Here is a 21,243-nt window from a genome sequence, read left to right as displayed (position 1 = left end):
TCTGGATCAACCCCCGACTCCGTGCGCCATTCGCACATCTCGGCATCGGGGTCGCGCCCGGGCCTGCCTGGCCCCCACCCGGCAGACCCGGGCACGACGTCCTCGAGCCGCCGCTGACGCGGCATCGCGGCCCGGAATCCCCACCGATCCCGGCCGCACCCGAGGTCTGAAGCCGACGCGACCGGGCAGGGCCGGTCGGCAGCCGGGCAGGGCCGGCAACCGAGCCAGACGGCAACCGGGCCAGCCGGCAACCGGCTCAGTCGGCAGTCGTCCAATCCGGCGGGTCGGATTCGTGGAGGAGGGGATCGTCGACGGCGAACGTGCGGACCGGGCCCGGTGGTGTCAGCGGCCCCTCGAAGCGGACCGTCACCCGGCCCAGGCCACTCCCCCACACCCAGCCGGCTCCGTGGTCGTCATGCCGCACGTCCTGCCCGGGCCGCCACACCGTCGCCTCGACAGCCGCACCTGTGGCGGAGGCGCCCGCGTCCACCACGGAGGGAGTTCCGAAAGCTGCCGCATCGCCGGTGGAATCAGGGGTCGCGCCGACCAGGGCCGGGACGGCGATGTGCGGTGGGGTGGGCGCCGCCGCACGCATGGTGGGCTCCTCGGCGGTGTCCGAGGGAGGCGGGGGTGGCTCGGGGAGGAAGCCTTCGAGGGCGGCCGCGGTGAAGAGGTCGTCCTGGGCGAAATCGGCGAGGGTGGAGACACCGACGCCGAGGAGGCGGACGCCTGCCGAGGTGTCGAGCTCGGCCAGGAGGCGGCGGGCGAGCTGGGCGACCAGGCGGGCGTCGTCGGTGGGCTGGTCGCGGGTGACGGCTCTGGTGATCGTGGTGAAATCCGGGCTGCGGACCTTGATGTTGACGGTCCGGCCGGTGAGGCCGCTCGCACGCAGGCGGCCGGCGACGCGGGTGGCGAGCAGGTCGAGTTCGCGGTTGAGGCGGGCCGGGTCGGCGAGGTCGACGTCGAAGGTCTCCTCGGCCGAGACCGATTTCGCCTCGCGCTCGCTCACCACCGGCCGGTTGTCCTCGGCGCGGGCCAGGCGGAACAGGCCGTTGCCGTGGGCGTGGCCGAACCAGTCGACGAGGTCGTCGAGCGGAACCGCCGCCAGCTGCCCGACGGTCCGCACTCCCGCCCGGTGGAGCCGCTGCTCGGTGGCCGGGCCGACGCCGCCCAGCGCGCCGACCGCGAGGGGATGCAGGACGGTGAGCTCCTCGCCGGACGGGACCACGGTGAGGCCGTCCGGCTTGTTCAGCTCGGAACCGATCTTGGCGAGCAGCTTGGACGAGGCGACGCCGACCGAACCGGTGACGCCGCCGGTCGCGGCCGCGATGTCGCGTTTGAGGCGCAGCGCCAGCTCGGCGACGCCGCGGGGCGTGAGGTCGTGGCCGCCGGCGGCGAGGTCGAGGTAGGCCTCATCGATGCTCACCTGCTCGACCAGGGGTGTCAGCTCAGCGAGCAACTCCATCACCACCCGGCTGGTGCGCTTGTAGGCGGAGAACCGCGGTGAGAGGTAGGCGGTGCCGGCCGGGAGACGCCGCCGGGCCTGCGCCATCGGCATGGCCGAGCGCACGCCGAAGACCCGCGCCTCGTAGGACGCGGTGGACACCACACCCCGGCCCGCGACCCCGCCGACGACGACGGGCCGGCCGCGCAGCGAGACCTTGTCGCGCTGCTCGACGGCGGCGAACATCGCGTCGAGGTCGACATGCAGAATGCTCGGCTCGCCCCTCACGACCGCAGCCTATGCCGGGGGTACGACAGCCGGAGATACGACGACTGGGAGCGCTCACATCGGAGTAGATGCGCGACGACCTGCGGGATAACACTTTCGGCTTTACAGTCCGCGAAATCCTGTGCCACGATACGGCTCGATCTCACGAAGTCACTGGGAGTGACAGGAAGCACCCGCATATTCAGCGAAAAGGGCGGATCGGTGACGGAGAGTCAGATTGCGGCCGCGCCTGACAGTGCTCTGGTCCGAGCCGCTCAGGGCGGGAGCGTCGGCGCTCTCGACCAGTTGATCACCAATCACCTGTCGCTGATCTACAACATCATCGGCCGCGCGCTGAACGGGCATCCGGACGTCGACGACCTCGTCCAGGACACCATGCTGCAGGCCATCCGCAGCCTGCGTTCGCTCCGCGACCCGGACCGGTTCCGATCATGGCTGATCGCGATCGCGTACCGGCGGGTCCAGATGCACCTGCGCTCCCGGAAGATGACCCTGTCGCGCCGCTATCCGGAGCCGGTGGACGTGCCGGACCCGCTCGGCGACTTCGCCGAGCGCACCACCGCCGAACTGGTCGTCGCCGAGCAGCGCCGGGAGCTGGCCGAGGCCGGTCGCTGGCTCGAGGAGAACGACCGCGAGTTGCTCGCGCTCTGGTGGCAGGAGGCCCGGGGCGACCTGAGCCGGGCCGAGCTGGCCGCCGCGCTCGCGGTGAAGCCCAAGCACGCGGCGGTACGCGTCCAGCGCATGAAGGCCCAACTGGACCTCGCCCGTGGGGTGGTCCGCGCGTTGCGGGCCAAGCCGATCTGCCCGGAGCTGGCCGAGACGATCCGGTTCTGGGACGGTACGGCCGACTCGCTGTGGCGCAAACGCCTGGCCCGGCACGTGCGCGACTGCCCGAAGTGTCACGTCTACCTGGCCGGCATGGTGTCGCCGGAACGCCTGCTGCTCGGCATCTCGCTGCTGCCGGTCCCGGCCGCGCTGACCGCGGCGGTGCAGTCCGCGTTGCACGGCAGCGCCGCCGCGACGCAGCCGGCCGCGATGAGCCTGGTCGCGAACTTCTCCACGATGGTGCAGCAGAAGACGCTGGCGGTGGCGACCGCGACGACGGTGGCGGTCGGTGGCGGACTGGCCTGGGCGGTCCTCTACGAGCCGGCCGAGCCGGAGACGCCCCCGGTCGCGGTCGCCCCACCCCCGGCCGTCACCCCGTCAGCGGAGACGCCGGCCTCGGTCCGGCCGTCGGCGGCAGCGAGCCCGACGCCGAGCGCCGCCAAACCGCCACCAGAAGTAACAACAAAAGCGGATATTTACGTCGCTCCCAACGGCAGCGACACCGGCGACGGCAGCGCAGCGCGCCCCTATGCCACGATCGGCAAAGCCATAGCCGTGGTCGAGCCGGGACAGACGATCGCCCTCCGCGGCGGCACCTACAAGCCCACCAGCCCGATTTCGATCACGACGAGCGGCACCGCGCGGAAGCGGATCGTGCTGACCGGCTACAGCGGCGAACGAGCGGTCATCGACGCCTCCGCGATCCCGGCCGACAAATGGGCCATCACCCAGGACGCGTCGTATTGGACGGTGCGGGACCTGGAGCTGAGCGGTGCGCGGAGCGCGGCGTACACCTGCGTCTCCTGCAGTGGCAACGTCTTCCAGCGACTTTCCGTGCACGGGAACGGCGGCTCGGGCCTGATGCTGCGCGACCCCGGCACCTCCGCGAACCAGGTGCTGGACAGCGACTTCTACGACAACCGGGGTTCCGGTCTGGCGGTCCAGTTCGGCGACGGTGACGGCAACCGGCTGCGCGGCAACCGGGCGTTCCGCAACGGCGGCGACGGCGTGAACCTGGGCGACTTCGGTTCGGCGGTGACGGTCGAGTACACCTGGTCGTTCGAGAACGGCGCGAACGGCTTCGCGGTGGGCCCGGGCGACGACGCTGCGCACCGGATCCGGCACAGCGCCTCGTGGGGCAACGACGGTCACGGCTTCGTCGACGAGGGCAACACCGGCGCGATCGACCTGAGCAACAACACGGCGTTCCGCAACACCGGGCTGGGCTTCGCGATGACCACCGCCCCGGCGGTGCTGCGGCGCAACGCGGCGATCGGCAACCAGCAGGGCGAGTTCGGCCTCTCCGCGGTGAGCCGGGCCGACGGCAACAGCTGGCAGGAGCAGGGCTGGTCGGAGGCGACGTTCCAGACCACCGACCCGGCCGGCACCGACGGCGCGCGGCGGGCGGACGGCGGCCTGCCCGGCACCGGCTACCTGGCGACCGGCAACGGCACCGGGGCTTCCATGTCTGGTGACTAGTCCTCCGGCATGGGCGCGCCCGCCGCGGTGGCCCTGAGCAGCACCGACGTCCCGTCAGCGCCGACGATCCGGATCCCCAGCGGCGCCTTACCCCGCTCACCGACCGGCCCGAGATCCGGCAGCCCGACGAGCTGCCAGCTCCCGAGGGCCGCGGGCCGGGCGGCGTCGAGCAGCCGGCACACCGAGACGGTGAGCCGTTCGGCCCGCCGGGCACGGCCGGGCAGTTCGTCCGGCATGGGCACCGGGTTCTCCCCGGGCCAGACCGCGCCCCAGAGGTACGCCTCGGCGCCACTGGAGTACCGCACCCGCACCCCGGACGGCGACGGCCCGCCGGCGACCTGATCGGTCCCGTACCGCCCGACCACGGCGATCTCCGGATCGTCGCTGCCGGTCAGCTGCTGCTCGATGACGTCGAGAACCTCGGCGAGTCGCACAAGCGAAGTCAACGACGCATTCCCGACGCGAATCACCCACCGTGTGCGATGGATCGATGTGGCACACGGGGTTCATGCTGGAGTGGCGCCTGTGATCCCGCACTGAACCGGTTTGGGAACCATCGTCACGCGGGAACTCCCGAGGCGCTCAACCACCCCCGACCAAGGAGCTGTAGTGGAAGTAACCGGCTTCTTCACCGCGATCATCATCGGTCTCATCATCGGCGCGCTGGGCCGCCTGGTCCTGCCCGGCAAGCAGAGCATCTCGATCTGGCTGACCCTGCTGGTCGGCGTGGTCGCCGCGCTGCTCGGCACGTTCCTGGCCGCGATCCTGGGCGTCGACGACACCCGCGGCGTCGACTGGATCGAGCTGGCACTGCAGATCGGCCTCGCCGCGCTGGGCGTCTCGCTGATCGCCGGCGCCCGGGCCCGCCGTTGACGAACCACCCGAAAATGACCTCGAAACCGTGCCGGGCCAGCACATTCGCTGGCCCGGCACGGTAGGTTCACGGGCATGGCCCGGGTGCGCGCCGCTCTCTACCTCGATTTCGACAACGTCTTCAGCGGCCTGATCAAACAGGACCCGGACGTGGCGATCCGGTTCGCCAAGGAGCCGGCCGCCTGGCTGGCCCGGCTGACCGCGTCGCTGACCGTCGACGGTCCGCGCCGCTGGCTGGTGGTCCGCTGCTACATGAACCCCGGTGGCTGGGTGCCGAACCCGGACACCACCGCGACGCAGCAGCGCCTCTACTACTCCCAGTTCCGCCCGTTCTTCGTGAACGCCGGCTTCGAGGTGATCGACTGCCCGCGGCTCACGCACACGAAGAACGCCGCGGACATCCGGATGGTCGTGGACGCCGTGGACGCCCTGGCCGATCCGGTCGTCTACGAGGAGTTCGTGATCGCCTCCGGCGACTCGGACATGACGCCGCTGCTGGTGCGCCTGCGCCGATCCGACCGGCGGACCACGATCGTCTCGCCGTCGGACGCCGCGGAGGCGTTCGTCGCCGTCGCCGACCGGCTGATCACCAGCCAGGAGCTGCTGGAGCTGGTGCAGGGCGAGCCGGTGGAGACCGACGAGGAGCCGCCCGAGGGACCGGACGGGGTGGTCGCCGAGACCCCGGTGTCCTACGAGCAGTTCCGTGACCTGGTCCGCTGGCGGTACGACGGCGCCACGGCCCCGCTCAATCTGGCCTCGCTCGCCCACGACCTGCGCCGCCAGCTCGGCCCGAGCGTCGACGAGACGAACTGGTTCGGTTTCGGTGGTTTCGTCCGCGGCCTGGAGAGCCTGGGCCTGGCCCACGCGAAGTTCTCCAACCACTTCGTCTGGGACGAGTCCCGGCACGATCCGCCGGAGTCGAACGGCGGTTCCGGCCCGGCGCCCGATTCGGTGGGCCGCCTGTCCGCGCTGCTCAGCCTGCCCCGGCTGCCGCGCGAGATGTGGCCGGCCGTCTATCAGGCCCTCGCCGAGTACGCCGCCGACCACCACTTCAACCTGACCGAGGCGACCCGCTGGGCCCGCGACCGGCTCGCCGAGAAGGGCGTGGATGTCAGCCGCGCGTCGATCGCCTTCGTCACCCGGGGCACGGCGTTCGGCGGCGCGCCGCTCTACCGCCAGCCGCCGCCGATGGCCGAGGAGATCGCCGTGGCGTTCGCCGACAACGTGCTGAACCGCGCGGAGGCGGCCGCGATCGGCCTCACCGACGAGGAGGACGCGGAGGTCCGCGCCTGGCTGGGTGCGACGACGGCCGAGTGATGCGGCCCGGTCACCGAGCTGCGAAGAGCCTCTCGGCCGCCGCCTCCCACGCGTCGACCAGCGAGATGGCGGCCGGTTCCCGCAGCCACTGGATCTGCAGGCCGTCCATCATCGCGATGACCTGGCCGGCCAGGGCCGGCCGCTCGGCGTCGTCGCCGGGCGCGATGCTGGCCAGCGACTCCAGGATGCGCCGCTGCCGCAGCCGGAAGTAGCGGTGGGCCGGGTGATCGGGCGCGAGCGACTCGGCCTCCAGCACGGCGAAGAGCCGGACGATCTCCGGCTGGGCGGCGTTGCGCCGGACCAGCGCGGCGCAGACCTCGCGCAGTGTGACGCCGGGTCGGCCGGTCCAGACCAGGTCGGCGGGCACGCCGAGCTCGTCGGCGAGGGTCCGCAGATCGGTCTCGTCGCGGTGCTCGAGGACCGCGATCAGCAGGTTGTCCTTGGAGCCGACGTGGTGCAGCAGGCCCGGGACGGTCAGCCCGCAGCCGTCCGCCACGTCCTGCGTCGACAGGCCCCAGAAGCCGCGCTCGCCGATCAGGCGGGTGGTGACCTCGATGATCTGCCGGCGCCGCTCGGCTGCCGGGAGCCGGGCGCGCTCACGGCGGATGGGCTGGATTTTCACATCGTCTTCCTATCAGCAACCTCTTGCCCCGCAGGTCAGGGCGACGCTATGTTTCCGAACAGTTAATACCTAGTAGGTACTCAGTAAGCCGAGGGGGGTCCATGTATTCCGAGCTCAGCGCCGCCGACCAGGCAGCCATCACCAGTGGCGGCGACTTCTGGCACACCACCGCCGTGGAGTCGGCCGGCCTGCCCGCCGTCACCGTGACCGACGGCCCGCACGGCGTCCGCATGCAGGCCTCCGGCGGCGACCTGCTCGCCGGCGTCCCGGCCACCTGCTTCCCGCCCGCCGTGGCCAGCGCCTCCACGTGGGACGCCGATCTGCTGCGCCGGATGGGCGAGGCCCTCGGCGACGAGTGCCGCTCGCAGGACGTCGCGGTGCTGCTCGGACCGGGCGTCAACCTGAAGCGCAGCCCGCTCGGCGGCCGCAACTTCGAATACTTCTCGGAGGACCCGATCCTCACCGGCGTGCTCGCCACCGAGTGGGTGCGCGGCCTGCAGAGCAAGGGTGTCGGCGCGTCGCTGAAGCACTTCGCGGTCAACAGCCAGGAGACCGACCGCATGCGGGTCAGCGCCGACGTCGACGAGCGCACCCTGCGGGAGATGTACCTCAGGGCCTTCCAGCGGGTCGTCACGAAGTCCCAGCCGTGGACCGTGATGTGTGCCTACAACAAGGTCAACGGCGTCTACGCGAGCGAGCACCACTGGCTGCTCACCGAGGTGCTGCGCGACGAGTGGGGCTTCGAGGGCCTGGTCGTCTCCGACTGGGGCGCCGTGGTCGACCGGGTCAAGTCGATCGCCGCCGGCCTCGACCTGACGATGCCGGGACCGGACGCCGAGGGTGACGCCGCGCTCGTTGAAGCAGTGGAAGCCGGCCGGCTGGACGCCGCTCTGCTCCGCACGTCGGCTTCCCGCGTACAGGAGATGATCCTGAAGGCCGGGAAGCGACCGGCCGGAAGCTACGACGCCGCCGCGCACCACGCCCTGGCCCGGGAGATCGCCGGTCGTGCGATCGTGCTGCTGAAGAACGAGGGCGGACTGCTCCCGCTGCCCGGCTCGGGGGTGTCGATCGCGGTGCTCGGCGAGTTCGCCCGCACCCCACGCTACCAGGGCGGCGGCAGCTCCCAGATCACGCCGACGCAGCTCGACGACGCGCTCACCCAGATCCAATCGTCGACCAGCGCCGCCGTCACGTTCGCCCCGGGCTACACCGTCGACGGCGTAGACCCCGACGATGCCCTGATCGCCGAGGCCGTCACGGCGGCTCAGAACAGTGACATCGCGGTGGTCTTCGCCGGCAGCGTGCACGAGACCGAGGGCGCCGACCGCGACTCGCTCGACCTGCCCGCGTCGCACCGCGCCCTCATCGAGCGGGTCGCCGCCGCCAACCCGCGGACCGTCGTGGTCCTCTCCAACGGCGCGGTGCTGGTGACGAAGCCGTGGGACGAGGCGGTGCCCGCGCTGATCGAGGGCTGGCTGCTCGGCCAGGCCGGTGGCAGCGCCATCGCCGACGTGCTGTTCGGCCGGATCAACCCGTCCGGCCGGCTCGCCGAGACGATCCCGGTGAAGCTCGCCGACCACCCGTCGTTCCTCGACTTCCCGGGGGAGAACGGCCACGTGCGGTACGGCGAGGGCATCCACGTCGGATACCGCGGTTTCGACGCCCGGGAGCAGGAGGTGGCGTACCCGTTCGGCTTCGGTCTGTCGTACACCTCCTTCTCCTACGGCTCGGCGGCCGCCGTCGCCACCGCGACCGGCGTCGAGGTCCGCGTCCCGGTCACGAACACCGGCGGGCGCGAGGGCCGCGAGATCGTCCAGGCGTACGTGTCGCTGCCCGGCTCGCCGGTGAGCCGGGCGCCGCGCGAGCTGAAGGCGTTCGCCGCCGTCGACCTCGCGGCCGGCGAGACCGCCGAGGTGGTCCTCACCATCGACCGTGACGACCTGGCCTACTGGGAGACCCGGCTCGGCCGATGGGTCGTCGAGGGCGGCGCCTACCGGGTGTCGATCGGCGCCTCCTCGCGTGACATCCGCTCCGAGGTGTCCGTCGAGGTGGCCGGCGACGCGGCCCGGGTCCCGCTGACCAGCGAATCCAGTGTGGGCGAGTGGTTCGCCGACCCGCGCGGCGCGGAGCTGCTCGGCGCCGCGTTCGCGGAGGCCGCCGCAGCAGCGGGCGCCGACGCGGGCCCGATGGCCGCGATGGCCGCCGACCCGGCCATGATGATGATGCTGGGCAGCCTGCCGCTGAGCCGGATGGCGAAGTTCCCGGGCAGCCCGCTGCAGACCGAGCAGCTGGAGAAGCTGGTGGCGGCGGCGAACGACTGACGAGGTCAGCGCTTCGGTGCGCCCACCGTCTCCATCGTGGGCGCACCGAAGCCGGCTCGTTCCTGACTGCCCCAGACCGCCTGATGCCCGCGCCAGGCGGCGATCGCCCCGCGGACCTGGTGCACCGCGAGGATCTGGCGGTAGCCGAAGTTCTCCAGCAGGGCGGCGCCCACCCCGCGGATCAGGTCGTCCCAGTGCGGATAGCGGTGGAACGACACCTCCTCGATGAGCAGCGAGACCAGGCTGACCAGCAGGCCGTAGCCGTAGGCGGCGAGGGCGAACCGCAGCGCGAAACCCAGGTCGACGGCCTCGGCCCAGAGCCCGAGCGGCACCAGGACCAGCGCGGACAGCTCGACGAACGGCGCGAGCAGCTCGAAGACCAGGTAGTACGGCAGGGCGAGCAGTCCGATCCGGCCGTACCGCGGGTTGGCGATCATGTGGCGGTGCTTGGACAGGATCTCCGCGATGCCCCGGTGCCAGCGGCGGCGCTGCCGGCCCAGGGTGCGCAGGTCGGCGGGCGCCTCGCTCCAGCTCACCGGCTCGGCCACGAAGATCACCCGGTAGTCGCGGCGGTGCTGGCGCAGGTAGTGGTGCAGCCGGACGACCAGTTCCGCGTCCTCACCGATGGTGTCGTGGGCCAGCCCGCCGATGGTGACGACCAGGTCCCGGCGGAAGATGCCGAAGGCGCCGCTGATCACCACCAGACCGCCGAGCCGGGACCAGCCGGTGCGGCCCATCAGGAAGGCTCGCAGGTACTCGACCACCTGCACCCGGACCAGCCACTGCCGGGGCATGCGGACGTCGACGACACGGCCGCCGACCACCTTGCAGCCGTTGGCGATCCGCACGACACCGCCGCACGCGGCCACCCGCAGCGGGTCGTCGCCGAACGGCTTCGCGACCGAGAGCAGCGCGTCCGGGTCCAGCACCGAGTCGGCGTCGACCATGCAGACCAGCGGATGCCGGGCCAGGTTGATGCCGACGTTCAGGGCGTCCGACTTGCCGCCGTTGGTCTTGCGGACCACGGTCAGCGCCTCCGGGTTGTCCCGGGCCACCCACACTCCGAGGATCTCCGACCGGTACGGCACCTCGGCCGGCACCACCCGCGGCACCTCGACCAGGTCGAAGTGCTCCCGGAGCCGCTCGAAGGTGTCGTCCTGGGAACCGTCGTCGACCACCACGACCTCATAGCGCGGATAGCGCAGCGCGGTCATCGCCTGGACCGCCATCACGATGCCCGGACCCTCGTTGTACGCCGGGACGATCACCGTGACCGGCAGCGTCAGCGGGCTCCGGAACATGTCGTCCTCGCCCGCGAACGGCGACCGCCGCAGGTGCTTCGCGAACTCCACCCCGGCGAGCAGCATGAGGACGAGATAGCTGCTGTTCAGCGCGATGAAGTAGGCGAAGACACCCCAGTCGGCGAGGCGCAGGAATTCACGGGCCAGCTCGCGCATCAGACCGCCACCGAGTCGTAGACCCCGGCCAGCGCCAGCACTTCGAGGCAGTGGCCGGCCGTCCGCGATCCGGCCTCCGCCGCAGCGAGGACGGCGCGCAGCGCGTCCAGCCCGAGCGGTCCCAGGCGGCGCAGGCTGTGCGCGGCCTCGTGCGCCACCCAGAACTCCCGGTCCGGCACCGCCGCGGCGAGCGCCGGCACCGCCGCCGGGGCGCCGAGGTCGCCGAGGGCCCGGGCCGCCGCGGCGCGCAGACCCGCGGGGCGGTCCGCCGGCAGCTCGGCGATCAGCGGTTCCACGGCCGACCGGGTGCCGAGCCGGCCCAGGGCGGCGGCCGCGGCGATCCGCACGTCGAGAACGCGGTCCTCGTGCAGCAGCCGCGCGATCCGGTCCACCGAGCCGGTCGCGCCGATCAGGCCGAGCGCGTCCAGGCAGACCGCGCGGACCCGGGCGGCCGGATGGTCCAGGGCCGCGGAGAGCACCACCTCGGCACCGGACCCGAGTTGCACCAGCGCGTGCGTGGTGAGCAGGGACGGGACCGGGTCACGCTGGTCGAGGCCGGCGATCAGCCGCCAGGCCGCCGACGGGTCGCCGATCCGGCCGAGCGCGCGGACCGCTACCACCCGGACCTCCCGGTTGCGGTCGGTGAGCAGCCGGCACAGGTCCGGTACGGCCTGCTTCAGTTCCAGGTCGCCGAGCAGATGCGCGGCCGCCGACCGCCGTACCGCGCTGCGATGGCGCAGCTCGCCGAGGGCGGCCCGGGCCATCCCGCGGTAGAGGAAGACCTCGACGAGTGCCCGGTGCGCCTCGCCGCGCAGCTTGCCGAGCAGGCCGAGCGCGCTGGGCAGGGCCGCGCGCCAGGCGTCCTCGGGGATGGCGACGAGGCCGGGCCCGCCCTCCTCGCCGTTGTCAGCGACGAACGCGAGAAGCGCCCTGCGCGGTCCGGCGCCGAGCCGGTCACGGCGGTGCCGGCGAGCTCGGCGGACCACCCGCACCGCGGTGATCGCGAGCGCGGTTCCGGCCACCACACCGGCCAGGACCAGCAGGGCGACGGTGAAGAGCATGGCCCGTCAGGCGCGGGCGCGGCTCAGCAGCGCCTGGATCCGGGAGACCAGCTCACGCGGGCTGAACGGCTTCGTCACGTAGTCGTCGGCGCCCGCGCTGAAGCCGCCCTCGACGTCCTGCTCCTGCACCCGCGCGGTCAGCATGATGATCAGCATGTCGGCGGTGCCGGGCTCGGCCCGCAGCATCCGGCAGACGTCGATGCCGGAGAGGCCGGGCATCGAGACGTCCAGCACGGCCAGCGTGGGGTGGTGCGCACGTGCTGTCTCGACGGCGGCCTGCCCGTCCCCGACGGTGATGACCTCCAGGCCGGCCTGCTCCAGCTTGAACGCCACCAGATCCCGGATGTCGGCATCGTCGTCGGCCACCAGGACCGTCGTCACAGCAGTACCCCCTCCACCCGTTTCATCAAACGATATCGCGACATTTCCGGGCAGGAGGTTCTTTCAACCGCGCAACTCTGTGGCAACCACCGGGCGCCCCGCCCTGCATCTCTTCAGAGCTTTTCTGGATGAGGACACGGACGGGAGGAACCGATGAACGCCATGCTCGACGACGTACGCTCCGAAGCCCTCTTCGCCTCGGACGTGCAGCGCTCGCAGGAGCCGACTGCCGAGCTGATCCGCGCCGCCGTCATCGCCATGATGGAACGGCTCGGCACGACCGGATGCGCCGAGAAGGTGGCCGAGGAGTTCGGCGAACACCCGGAATGCGCGCTCAACCGGATGCGATGGGCCCGCACCGCCACCCGCATGGCTTTCGGTTGACCCGTTCCTCCCGGGGCCTGTACATTTCCGCCATGCGCTCGCGAATGATGTGGTGGCCCGCCTGACAGGCGGCCCCATTCCCGCGCGCTACACCAGCTACCGCGGCCGCCTCCATCGAGGCGGCCGTTCTGCGTAGTGGCCGCCTCGGTCTTGAAAAGGAACGAGGACCACATGCCATTCGCCCTGCTCCACCGCGACGGCGCCGACCACGTCGAAGTGCTGACCGGTGACGTCGTCACCGTGGAGAAGCTCGCCGACATCCCCCTCCGACCCGGGCAGCCGGTGCTCGCGGTCATTCCCTATCGGCAGGTGGCCGAGCGCGGATTCGATTGTGTCGACGACGGGACGCCGCTGGAATGCCTGCTCGTGCGTTCGGTGGAGAAACAGCCTCTCTCGTCCTTCCCGCCCGGCGATCTGACCGTCCGGGACGGCGGTTTCGACATCAGCGACGATGAATACGGCGCGATCGTCTCGCGAGTGCTGCGTGACGAGATCGGCCACGGTGAAGGTGCCAATTTCGTCATTCACCGGACGTGGACCGGCACGGTCGACGGTGATCCCTTGGAGGCGGCGCGGGCGGCGTTCGGCAGGTTGCTGGCCGCCGAGAAGGGGACGTACTGGACCTTCCTCGTGCACACCGGCACCCGCACGCTCGTCGGCGCCACCCCGGAACGGCACGTCAGCGTCGCCGACGGCATCACCATGATGAATCCCATCAGCGGCACCTTCCGCAACGGCTCCGGCTCCCTCCTCGACTTCCTGCGCGACCCCAAGGAGATCGAGGAGCTCTACATGGTCCTCGACGAGGAACTCAAGATGATGGCGACGGTGGCCGAGCACGGCGGCCAGGTCGCCGGCCCGTACCTCAAGGAGATGGCCCACCTCACGCACACCGAGTACCTGCTGGCCGGCCGCGGCTCCCTCGACGTGCGCGACGTGCTCCGCGAGACCATGTTCGCCCCCACCGTCACCGGCAGCCCGATCGAGAACGCCTTCCGCGTCATCGCCCGCCACGAGCAGCGCGGCCGCCGCTACTACGCCGGTGTCCTGGCCCTGCTCGACCACGACGACACCGGCCGGCAGACCCTGGACGCCCCCATCCTCATCCGCACCGCCGAGATCACCCCGGACGGCACGCTCCGGATCCCGGTCGGCGCCACCCTCGTCCGCCACTCCACCCCGGCCGGTGAGATCGCCGAGACACACACCAAAGCGGCAGGGATCTTAAGTGCATTCACTTCCCCTGTACGAGGGACCGCACCGCTCTCACCGCCTTCCCCTTCTTCAGAGGCGCAGGCGATCCTGGCCGCACGCAACGACGACCTCGCTCGTTTCTGGCTCGATTCGCGGTCGCCGGGCGCCCTGTCGGTCCCCTCCTTGGCCGGCCGCACAGCTGTCATCGTCGACGGCGAGGACACCTTCACGGCGATGCTCGCGCACCAGCTCAAAGCCCTCGGCCTGACCGTCTCCCGGATCCCGTGGTCAGCCCCGGTCCCCGCAGCCGACCTCGTCGTGGTGGGTCCCGGCCCCGGCGACCCCGGCGACCTCACCGACCCGAAGATGGCCGCCCTGCACGAACTGGTCCGTTCCCTGCTGTCGTCCGGCCGCCCGTTCTTCGCCGTCTGCCTCGGCCAGCAGATCCTCGCCTCGGTGCTGGGCCTCACCCTGCACCGCCGCGACTCGCCCTACCAGGGCCTGGCCCGCGACGTGAACCTGTTCGGCACCGTCCGCAGGGTCGGCTTCTACTCCAGTTTCGCCGCGACAGCCCCCGCCGGCAGTGGCACCGTCCCCACCCCGTACGGTCCGGTCGAGTTGGCCGCCGACCCCGCGGACGGCCTGGTCCACGCCCTGCGAGCAGCCACTTTCGCCGGAGTCCAATTCCACCCCGAGTCCGTCCTGAGCCGCGACGGCGTCGACGTCCTCCGATCTCTTCTGCCCCCATTACTCACCAACGTGATTAGTCCCTCGATGAACGGGTAGCGAGAAGAATGCCGGTGGTCCAAGGCGATCGAGAGCCTCTCCTTGGGCCACCGGCCCTTCCTCCCGCCCGAGGACTTGACCGGGGCCGGCCACCGCCCACGGCCGCGCTGCCCACGGCCGGCCACCGCACACAGACGCGCAGTCTGGGCGGCCACCGCACACAGACGCACCGCCCAGACGGCCACCGCACACAGACGCACCGCCCAGACGGCCACCGCACACAGACGCACTGCCTGGACGGCCACCGCACACGCCATGACGCCGCGTGCGCCCACCGCCGCTATTGGGGCGTTGAGCGCACACAGAGCTGAAGCGCGTGCGCTCGGCGCCCCTGCGCGGCGATGAACGCACACGCGGCACCTAACCGTGCGCTCCCCGGCATTGCTGGGCCGGCCAGCGCACGCGCAAGACCAGGCCGTGAGCGGCAGGCGCCCCTGCGCGGCGGTGAACGCACACGCGGCACCTGACCGTGCGTTCCCCGGCATTGCTGGGTCGGCCGGCGCACGCGCGAGACCGGGCTGTGTGCGGCGGGCGCCCTCTGCGGGCGGTGAACGCACACGCGGGGCGAGACGGACCGCAGGCGAGACTGACCGCGGGGCGGGCGCGGACGAAACGGGCGCGAGGCCGACGAAACGGGGTGTGGGGCGGACGGAACGGACCTTGGGGCAGGGTGCAGACGAAACGGACCGCGGGGCGGGCGCGGACGAAACGGGGCGCGGGCGGGGCGAACCCTGAAGCAGGGGGCGGTCGGGACGGACCTCGGTGGGTGGCGTCGCGGGTCGGGTGAGTCGTGGAGGTCGGTTCGGGCGGTTGTCCACAGGGGGTTTCGCTGAGGGCTGGGCGCGGCCAGGCTTGGCGGCGTGGATGAGGTGGAACCGCTACGGCTGTTGCTTCGCGAGCAGCAAGGTGTCGTCGCATGGCGGCAGGCTCGGTGCTGGCTCAGCGAGAAAGCGGTGCGGCATCGGGTCGGCTCGGGGCTCTGGCGGCGGGTGCATCGTGGTGTTTATGTCGCGCATACGGGACCGATCACTCTCGGTCAGCGCTGGTGGATCGCCAGTCTCGCGGCCGGGGAGGGGCGGGCTGCGCTGCTCGCCGGGACGACGGCGCTGGTCGCGCTCGGTTTCCGGCCGGCCCGCCGTTCGCCGAACCGGCGTGACGGCTGGGGAAGCGGTCCAGGAAGCGGTTCGGGAGGCTCGGCCCGGATGATCGGTGATCGGGGTGGCAACGTCGATGACCTGTCCGAACTCGGCTGGCCGGCTCATGTGCTGGTTCCGGACGGCCGAGTTGACCGGGACACTCCCGCAGGTGTGGTCGTCCATCGGACTCGGTGTCTTCCCCATGAGTTCGTGCGGTCCGTCGGGCTTCCGCCGTGTACGACCCCGGCACGGTCGATGATCGATGCGGCGCAGTGGGCGTTCAGTGACACCGAGGCGATCAGTCTCGTCGCTTCGGTTTTTCAGCAGCGGCTGGTCACGGTGGAGCAGGCAGCCGCGATTCTGCGGGACGGCCGATGGCGACGGCGCCGGAAGGTCATCGAGGGTGCTGTGGTGGACGCGGCCGGCGGGTCGGAGTCGGCGTACGAGATCGAGTTTCTTCGTTTGTGCCGCCGGGCGGGATTGCCGGAGCCGTCACGGCAGGCGGTGCGCCGGGATCGGGACGGGCGCCATCGGTACCGGGATGTGTTCTTCGAGCGCTGGCGTGTGCAGGTGGAGATCGACGGGTCGCAGCACATGGAGGTTCGCGGGTGGTACGCGGACATGCGGGCCGGCAACGAGATCGCCATCAGCGGGGTGCGGCTGCTGCGGTTCCCGGGGTGGGCCGTCCGGTATCGGCCGGAGGAAGTGGTCGCTGACGTGCGGGCGGCGTTGCGGGCCGGTGGGTGGCGGGCAGTGGGTGAAGCGGCGTGAGCGGATACCGGTCATTCTTCGAGGTGACACCTGCGGCGGGGCTGAGCTGGGGCTGGTTTGCCGGGGTCGACGGGCGGGAAATGCGGTCGGCGTCAAACGAGGAGCACGACCGGGCAAGGAGAAGGCCTTGGCTGAGCCGCACATCACCCTGGACCCGAATTCACTGAACCCGGTGGAAGAGAAACTGCGCGGTCCGCTCGAGGACCAGCTCAGTTCCGCCCTCCAGGCCGCGACGGTCAAGATCGAGCAGGGGTACGCGGGGGAAAGCGTGGAGCAGGTGACGACCATGCTGCTCGAGCAGTCGAAGGCAGGGCTGCACCCCGACATCGCCGCCGGTTTCAACCCGGACCACGAGCAGTTGCGCCACGTGGCCGAGACGATCGTCGACAGAGCGTAGTAGGAACAAGGGAAACGGCCGGGCTCTCGGAGAGCCCGGCCGTTCACTGGGAAGCGGTCACTTGAGCGCGTCGGCCGCGTTCGCCCAGGTCGAGTCGTCCTTGACGTTCTTGAGCTTCAGGCCCTTCAGGATCTTGGTCATCTCGGCGTCGGAGAGACGGCCGTCGCTCGCCACCTGGATGCTGGTCTTGCCGTCCTCGCTGCGGTGCGTGCAGAAGCCGTTGCCGCACTTGATCGTGGTGTTGCCGGTGGTCTGGTTCGAGTTCGCCGACGGCACCACGAAGATCTGGAAGCTGCTCGGGATCGTTTCGCCGTCCACCCCGCCGTACGGCTCGACCAGCCCGGTCGTGGCCGGCGCCGGATTCGCGAAGATCGCGCCGCCGTAGTCGCCGTCCCGGGCGCCGGCGATGCCGTTCAGACCCGAGATGGCGTGCGAGCCGAGCTCGACCGGCTTGTACCCGGCCGGCACGTAATCCAGCGTGAACGGCAACGTGGCCGGGGCCGCCTTGGACGGCTTCAGACCGGCGACGATCTTCTGGAGCTCGGCGTCGGAGGGGTCCTCCTCCGCGTTCGAGTGCGTCTCCAGGACCGCCCAGGCGTCCGCGTCGTACGACCAGGCGAGCGCCCGGCGGGTCATCCCGCCGTTGCCCGGGCCGCCGACCTGGTAGGCCTGCTTGCCGTCGACGGTCAGCCGGGTGGCGCCGGCGAGCTTGGCGGGATCGAACGCGCCCGGCCGGTACAGCACCAGGTACGCGTAGATCGTCGGCTCCTCCGGGACCGCCTCGCCCTTCAGCTTCTTCTTGAAGTTCTCCTCCATTTCGGCGACCTCTTCCTCGGTGGCCGCCCGGTCGTTCGACGTCCGGCCGTCCAGGTAGACCGACGCGATCTGGTACGACGTCGACGCCACGACGGGATCGGCGACGTGCCAGCGTCCGGCGTCGAACGCGCTGAACGTGAACTGGAACGGGTCGGCCGGGAACTCCCAGGCGGCCGGGGCCGCTGAGGTCACCGTCGAAGGCGCCGCCGCCACCGGAAGGCCGGCGCTGTCACCCGTACCCCCGAAAAGCGACGGAATCGTCGCCGCCGCAGAGACCGCGACCACCGCGAGGGCCGCGCCCGCACCCGCGAAACCGGCACGCCGGCGACGCTGCGCCTTGCGGCCCTTACCGACGATGTCGTCGATCGTGTTCTGTGCCGGTGGCGCGTCCGACGTCGCCAGATCCACAACCTCATGCAACCGCACGGGTCAACTCCTCGATATCCGCGACCTGGAGGTCGATTCTCTCGGCTGCCAGAACCTCACGCAGGCGTCCCAGCCCGCGCGACGTCTGGCTCTTGGCGGTGCCGACGGAGACCCCCAGAACGCCCGCCGTCTCCTCGAGGGTCATCCCGAGGTAGTAGCGGAGGATCAGGGCGGCGCGCTGCTTACGGGGCACGGACCGCAGGGCGATCTGAACCCGGAGCCGCTCGTCGGTGGCCGCCGCCGGGTCGCGCAGGGCGACGTCGGGGATCTCGTCACCGGCAGAACGTTCCCGGCGCCACGGCCGGCGGGTCTCGTCGACAGCGGCCCGGTACACCATCGTCTTGGCGTACAGGTCGGGCCGGTCGAGCTTGCGCCAGCGCGGGTACAGCTTGGCCAGGGCGGTGGCGACGGCGTCCTCGGCCGTGTGCCAGTTACCGCAAGTCAGGTACGCCAGTTTGCGCAGCGGGCCCAATTGGGCCGCGACGAACTGGCGGAACCCTTCCTCTTCCTCGGCGTTCAAGATCGGCTACCTCCTTCGACGGAGATGGAACGCTCACAGCCGCCGGAAAGGTTGCACGGATCTTCAGGCTAATTCCGGTGCAGGTCGAAGATGAGGTCTACGACCAAGGCGGTCCAGCCGGTCTGGTGCCAGGCGCCCAGGCCGGCGCCGTTGTCGCCGTGGAAGTACTCCGGGAAGGAGATCAGGTCTTTCCAGTCCGGATGGGTCTGGAACAGGGACGTCGCCCCATAAATAGGTCTTTTTCCTGATTCATCCGGCACGAACAGGGCGATCAACCGCCGCGACAGGTCGTCAGCGACCTCGGTGAGCGGCACCTTGTTCTGCGAACCCGTCGGGTACTCCACCTTCAGGTCCGAGCCGTAGAAGGCAGCGAACTCCCGCACCGCCTCCACCAGCAGGAAGTTCACCGGCATCCAGATCGGGCCGCGCCAGTTCGAGTTGCCGCCGAAGAGACCGCTGGTGCTCTCCGCCGGCTCGTAACCGACGGTGAAGTCGGATCCGCCCAGCGAGACGGTGAACGGCTTCTCGAGATGGGACCGCGACAGGGTGCGCAGGCCGTACGGGGAGAGGAACTCCTCGGGATCCAGCAGACGCGCCAGGATCCGGAGCAGCTGATCCTGCCCCACCATGCTGAGCAGCCGCTGCTGACGCCGGTCCGTGCCGCCCAGCCGCCGGGCGCTGATCACGTCGCCGTAGTCGCGCTGCGTGTGGACCATCCAGCGCACCCGGGAGTTCAGCGACGGCAGCCGGTTCAGCGTCTCCGACGTGAGCCGGGTCGTGGCGGCGAGCGGCAGCAGGCCGACGATCGAGCGGGCCTTCAGCGGGACCTTGTGACCGTCCGGCAGCCGCAGCACGTCGTAGAAGAAGCTGTCCTCGTCGTCCCAGAGCCCCTGCCGGTACGCCGCCTCCGCGATGTACGTGAAGTGCTCGAAGAACTTCGTGGCCATGTCCTCGTACGCCCGATCGTGCAGCGCCAGGATGATCGCCATATCGAGCAGGTTGAGGGCGTACATCGCCATCCAGCCCGTGCCGTCGGACTGTTCCAGCACCCCGGCTACGGGCAGGGCCGCCGACCGGTCGAACGGGCCGACGTTGTCCAGGCCGAGGAAACCGCCCTCGAAGACGTTGTTGCCGCCGACGTCCTTGCGGTTCACCCACCAGGTGAAGTTGAGCAGCAGCTTGTGCATGACCCGGGAGAGGAAGTCGTGGTCCCGGGAGCCGTCGATCTCGAAGACGCGCAGGGCGGCCCAGGCGTGGACGGGCGGGTTCACGTCGGCGAAGGACCACTCGTACGCGGGGATCTGGCCGTTGGGGTGCATGTACCACTCGCGGAGCAGCAACAGCAGCTGGGACTTCGCGAATCCGGGGTCGACGCGCGCGATGCTGACGCAGTGGAAGGCCAGGTCCCAGGCGGCGTACCACGGGTACTCCCACGGATCCGGCATGCTGATCACGTCGAAGCTGTTCATGTGCCACCAGCCGCTGTTGCGGCCGTAGCGCCGGCCGGGCGGTGGTGGCGAGTTGGCCGGGTCGCCGACCAGCCACTGCTTCACGTCGAAGTGGTAGAACTGCTTGCCCCACATGAGGCCGGCGATGGCCTGGCGGGCTACCGCCTTTTCCTCTTTGTCCGCTTTTTTCGGGATAACGTCGTCGAAAAAGGTGTCGGCTTCCGTTCGGCGTTGCCGCATGGCGTCATCCCACGACGCTCCAAGATCCAAAGCCGCGTCGCTCTGCGCGAGCCTCAGGCGCAATGTCCGGCTTTCACCGGATTCAAGGGAAATTTCATAATGTAGTGCGCCTTTGGTGCCGGTGCCGAGCGGATTCACCGTCGGCATCCCGTGGATCAGGTAGTCGTTGATCCCGTCCTTCGGATAGGGACTGCGGCCCGGCAGCCCCCACAGCCGCTGCGAATTCGTCTCGTTGTCGCAGAGCAGCGGCTCCGGATCGCCGTCACCTTCGAGCGTGATGTGCTCCAGCGAGCCGTGCGTGCCCGCGAGCCGGCCCGGCGCACCCTCGATCACCGGCACGCTGCGGTTCGGCATGCCCCACGACCAGGTGTTGCGGAACCAGAGCGTCGGCAGCACGTGCAGGGTGGCCGTCTCGGGACCCCGGTTGCTGACGGTGATCGCGATGCAGACGTCCTTCGGTGACGCCTTCGCGTAGTCGACGGTCACCGCCCAGAAGCGGTCCTGGTCGAAGACACCGGTGTCGACCAGTTCGTACTCCCCCTCGTTGCGGGAGCGCTGGCCGTTCACACGGACCAGTTGGTCGTACGGGAACTCGTCCTGTGGATAGTGGTACCGCCAGGACATCCAGGAATGGGTCGGCGTCGAATCCTGGTACCACCAGTAGTCCTTGGCGTCCTCGCCGTGATTGCCGCCGTCGCCGCCCAGCCCGAACATCCGCTCCTTCAGGATCGGGTCCTTGCCGTTCCAGAGCGCGAGGGCGAAACAGAACGTCTGCCGGTCGTCGCAGAGGCCGGCCATGCCGTCCTCGTTCCACCGGTACGCCCGGGATCGGGCGTGATCGTGGGGAAAGTAGTCCCACGCCGTACCGTGCTCGCTGTAGTCCTCGCGGACCGTGCCCCAGGCGCGTTCGGCCAGGTAGGGACCCCACGAGCGCCACGGCTGCTCGCCGGAGTCGGCCTGAGCCAGGCGATCGCGCTCCGACACTTGCGCTCTCCCCCCGAAATTCGTCCTGAAGTCGATCACACTGAGACTGTCATGCGGATGTGTCAAGTGCCGG

Annotated in this window: 17 protein-coding genes; 8 read left to right on the top strand and 9 right to left on the bottom strand. The window is 70.6% G+C overall.

Annotated elements, in window-relative coordinates:
• Positions 1-256: 256 nt before the first annotated feature.
• On the bottom strand, positions 257-1,732 hold the full coding sequence (locus EP757_RS19535; RefSeq protein WP_127548053.1) for a DNA polymerase IV: 1,476 nt from the start codon (positions 1,730-1,732) through the stop codon (positions 257-259).
• A 201-nt stretch (positions 1,733-1,933) separates the two neighbouring features.
• Between EP757_RS19535 and EP757_RS19530 the strand changes: the two genes are divergently transcribed.
• On the top strand, positions 1,934-4,036 hold the full coding sequence (locus EP757_RS19530; protein WP_232050575.1) for a sigma-70 family RNA polymerase sigma factor: 2,103 nt from the start codon (positions 1,934-1,936) through the stop codon (positions 4,034-4,036).
• On the opposite strand, the gene EP757_RS19525 is transcribed toward EP757_RS19530, so the two are convergent.
• On the bottom strand, positions 4,033-4,482 hold the full coding sequence (locus EP757_RS19525) for a hypothetical protein (RefSeq protein ID WP_232050574.1): 450 nt from the start codon (positions 4,480-4,482) through the stop codon (positions 4,033-4,035). The genes EP757_RS19530 and EP757_RS19525 overlap by 4 nt on opposite strands.
• 163 nt (positions 4,483-4,645) lie before the next feature.
• Here EP757_RS19525 and EP757_RS19520 point away from each other — a divergent pair, with 163 nt between their 5' ends.
• Both EP757_RS19520 and EP757_RS19515 read left to right on the top strand, forming a co-directional pair.
• Entirely contained in the window at positions 4,646-4,909 is a 264-nt protein-coding gene (locus EP757_RS19520; RefSeq protein WP_127548051.1) for a GlsB/YeaQ/YmgE family stress response membrane protein, read from the top strand.
• Positions 4,910-4,984: 75 nt separating this feature from the next.
• Positions 4,985-6,226 carry an NYN domain-containing protein gene (locus tag EP757_RS19515; RefSeq protein ID WP_127548049.1) on the top strand — a complete coding sequence of 414 codons (1,242 nt, stop codon included), beginning with the start codon at positions 4,985-4,987 and terminating at the stop codon, positions 6,224-6,226.
• A 10-nt stretch (positions 6,227-6,236) separates the two neighbouring features.
• Here the strand turns inward: EP757_RS19515 and EP757_RS19510 are convergent, their stop codons facing one another.
• Positions 6,237-6,848 (bottom strand): TetR/AcrR family transcriptional regulator, encoded by a 612-nt coding sequence (locus tag EP757_RS19510; protein ID WP_127548047.1) that lies wholly within the window; start codon positions 6,846-6,848, stop codon positions 6,237-6,239.
• 101 nt (positions 6,849-6,949) lie between these two features.
• On the opposite strand from EP757_RS19510, the gene EP757_RS19505 reads away from it, so the two are divergent.
• A complete protein-coding gene (locus tag EP757_RS19505) occupies positions 6,950-9,169 on the top strand; it encodes a glycoside hydrolase family 3 C-terminal domain-containing protein (protein ID WP_127548045.1) in 2,220 nt (739 codons plus the stop codon).
• Positions 9,170-9,174: 5 nt separating this feature from the next.
• Here EP757_RS19505 and EP757_RS19500 read toward each other — a convergent pair whose 3' ends face one another.
• Genes EP757_RS19500 through EP757_RS19490 form a run of 3 tightly spaced genes read right to left on the bottom strand, consistent with a single transcriptional unit; the run spans position 9,175 to position 12,068 of the window.
• Positions 9,175-10,626, bottom strand: coding sequence for a glycosyltransferase family 2 protein (locus EP757_RS19500; RefSeq protein WP_127548043.1), 1,452 nt, complete (start codon positions 10,624-10,626; stop codon positions 9,175-9,177).
• Entirely contained in the window at positions 10,626-11,687 is a 1,062-nt protein-coding gene (locus EP757_RS19495) for a HEAT repeat domain-containing protein (RefSeq protein ID WP_127548041.1), read from the bottom strand. The genes EP757_RS19500 and EP757_RS19495 overlap by 1 nt, the downstream gene beginning before the upstream one ends.
• Before the next feature lie 6 nt (positions 11,688-11,693).
• Positions 11,694-12,068 carry a response regulator transcription factor gene (locus EP757_RS19490; protein WP_127548039.1) on the bottom strand — a complete coding sequence of 125 codons (375 nt, stop codon included), beginning with the start codon at positions 12,066-12,068 and terminating at the stop codon, positions 11,694-11,696.
• A 153-nt stretch (positions 12,069-12,221) separates the two neighbouring features.
• Between EP757_RS19490 and EP757_RS19485 the strand changes: the two genes are divergently transcribed.
• The 4 genes from EP757_RS19485 to EP757_RS19470 all read left to right on the top strand — a co-directional run bounded on the left by EP757_RS19485 (position 12,222) and on the right by EP757_RS19470 (position 16,736).
• A complete protein-coding gene (locus EP757_RS19485) occupies positions 12,222-12,452 on the top strand; it encodes a hypothetical protein (RefSeq protein ID WP_127548037.1) in 231 nt (76 codons plus the stop codon).
• A 171-nt stretch (positions 12,453-12,623) separates the two neighbouring features.
• On the top strand, positions 12,624-14,432 hold the full coding sequence (locus EP757_RS19480; RefSeq protein ID WP_127548035.1) for an anthranilate synthase family protein: 1,809 nt from the start codon (positions 12,624-12,626) through the stop codon (positions 14,430-14,432).
• Positions 14,433-15,292: 860 nt separating this feature from the next.
• A complete protein-coding gene (locus EP757_RS19475; RefSeq protein WP_127548033.1) occupies positions 15,293-16,339 on the top strand; it encodes a type IV toxin-antitoxin system AbiEi family antitoxin domain-containing protein in 1,047 nt (348 codons plus the stop codon).
• A gap of 127 nt (positions 16,340-16,466) precedes the next feature.
• Positions 16,467-16,736 (top strand): hypothetical protein, encoded by a 270-nt coding sequence (locus EP757_RS19470; RefSeq protein ID WP_127548031.1) that lies wholly within the window; start codon positions 16,467-16,469, stop codon positions 16,734-16,736.
• A 57-nt stretch (positions 16,737-16,793) separates the two neighbouring features.
• On the opposite strand, the gene EP757_RS19465 is transcribed toward EP757_RS19470, so the two are convergent.
• From EP757_RS19465 to EP757_RS19455, 3 genes are all read right to left on the bottom strand, one after another.
• Positions 16,794-17,978, bottom strand: coding sequence for a hypothetical protein (locus EP757_RS19465; protein ID WP_127548029.1), 1,185 nt, complete (start codon positions 17,976-17,978; stop codon positions 16,794-16,796).
• Positions 17,965-18,498: a SigE family RNA polymerase sigma factor gene (locus EP757_RS19460; RefSeq protein ID WP_127548027.1), complete on the bottom strand. Its 534-nt coding sequence runs from the start codon at positions 18,496-18,498 to the stop codon at positions 17,965-17,967. Before EP757_RS19460 ends, EP757_RS19465 begins: the two co-directional genes overlap by 14 nt.
• Before the next feature lie 68 nt (positions 18,499-18,566).
• Positions 18,567-21,170, bottom strand: coding sequence for a glucosidase (locus EP757_RS19455; protein ID WP_127548025.1), 2,604 nt, complete (start codon positions 21,168-21,170; stop codon positions 18,567-18,569).
• Positions 21,171-21,243: the final 73 nt, after the last annotated feature.

Source organism: Actinoplanes sp. OR16 (assembly GCF_004001265.1).
Lineage (GTDB): Bacteria > Actinomycetota > Actinomycetes > Mycobacteriales > Micromonosporaceae > Actinoplanes.
The sequence above is the reverse complement of the archived record's forward strand: the minus strand, read 5'-3'. Positions and strand labels throughout refer to the sequence as shown.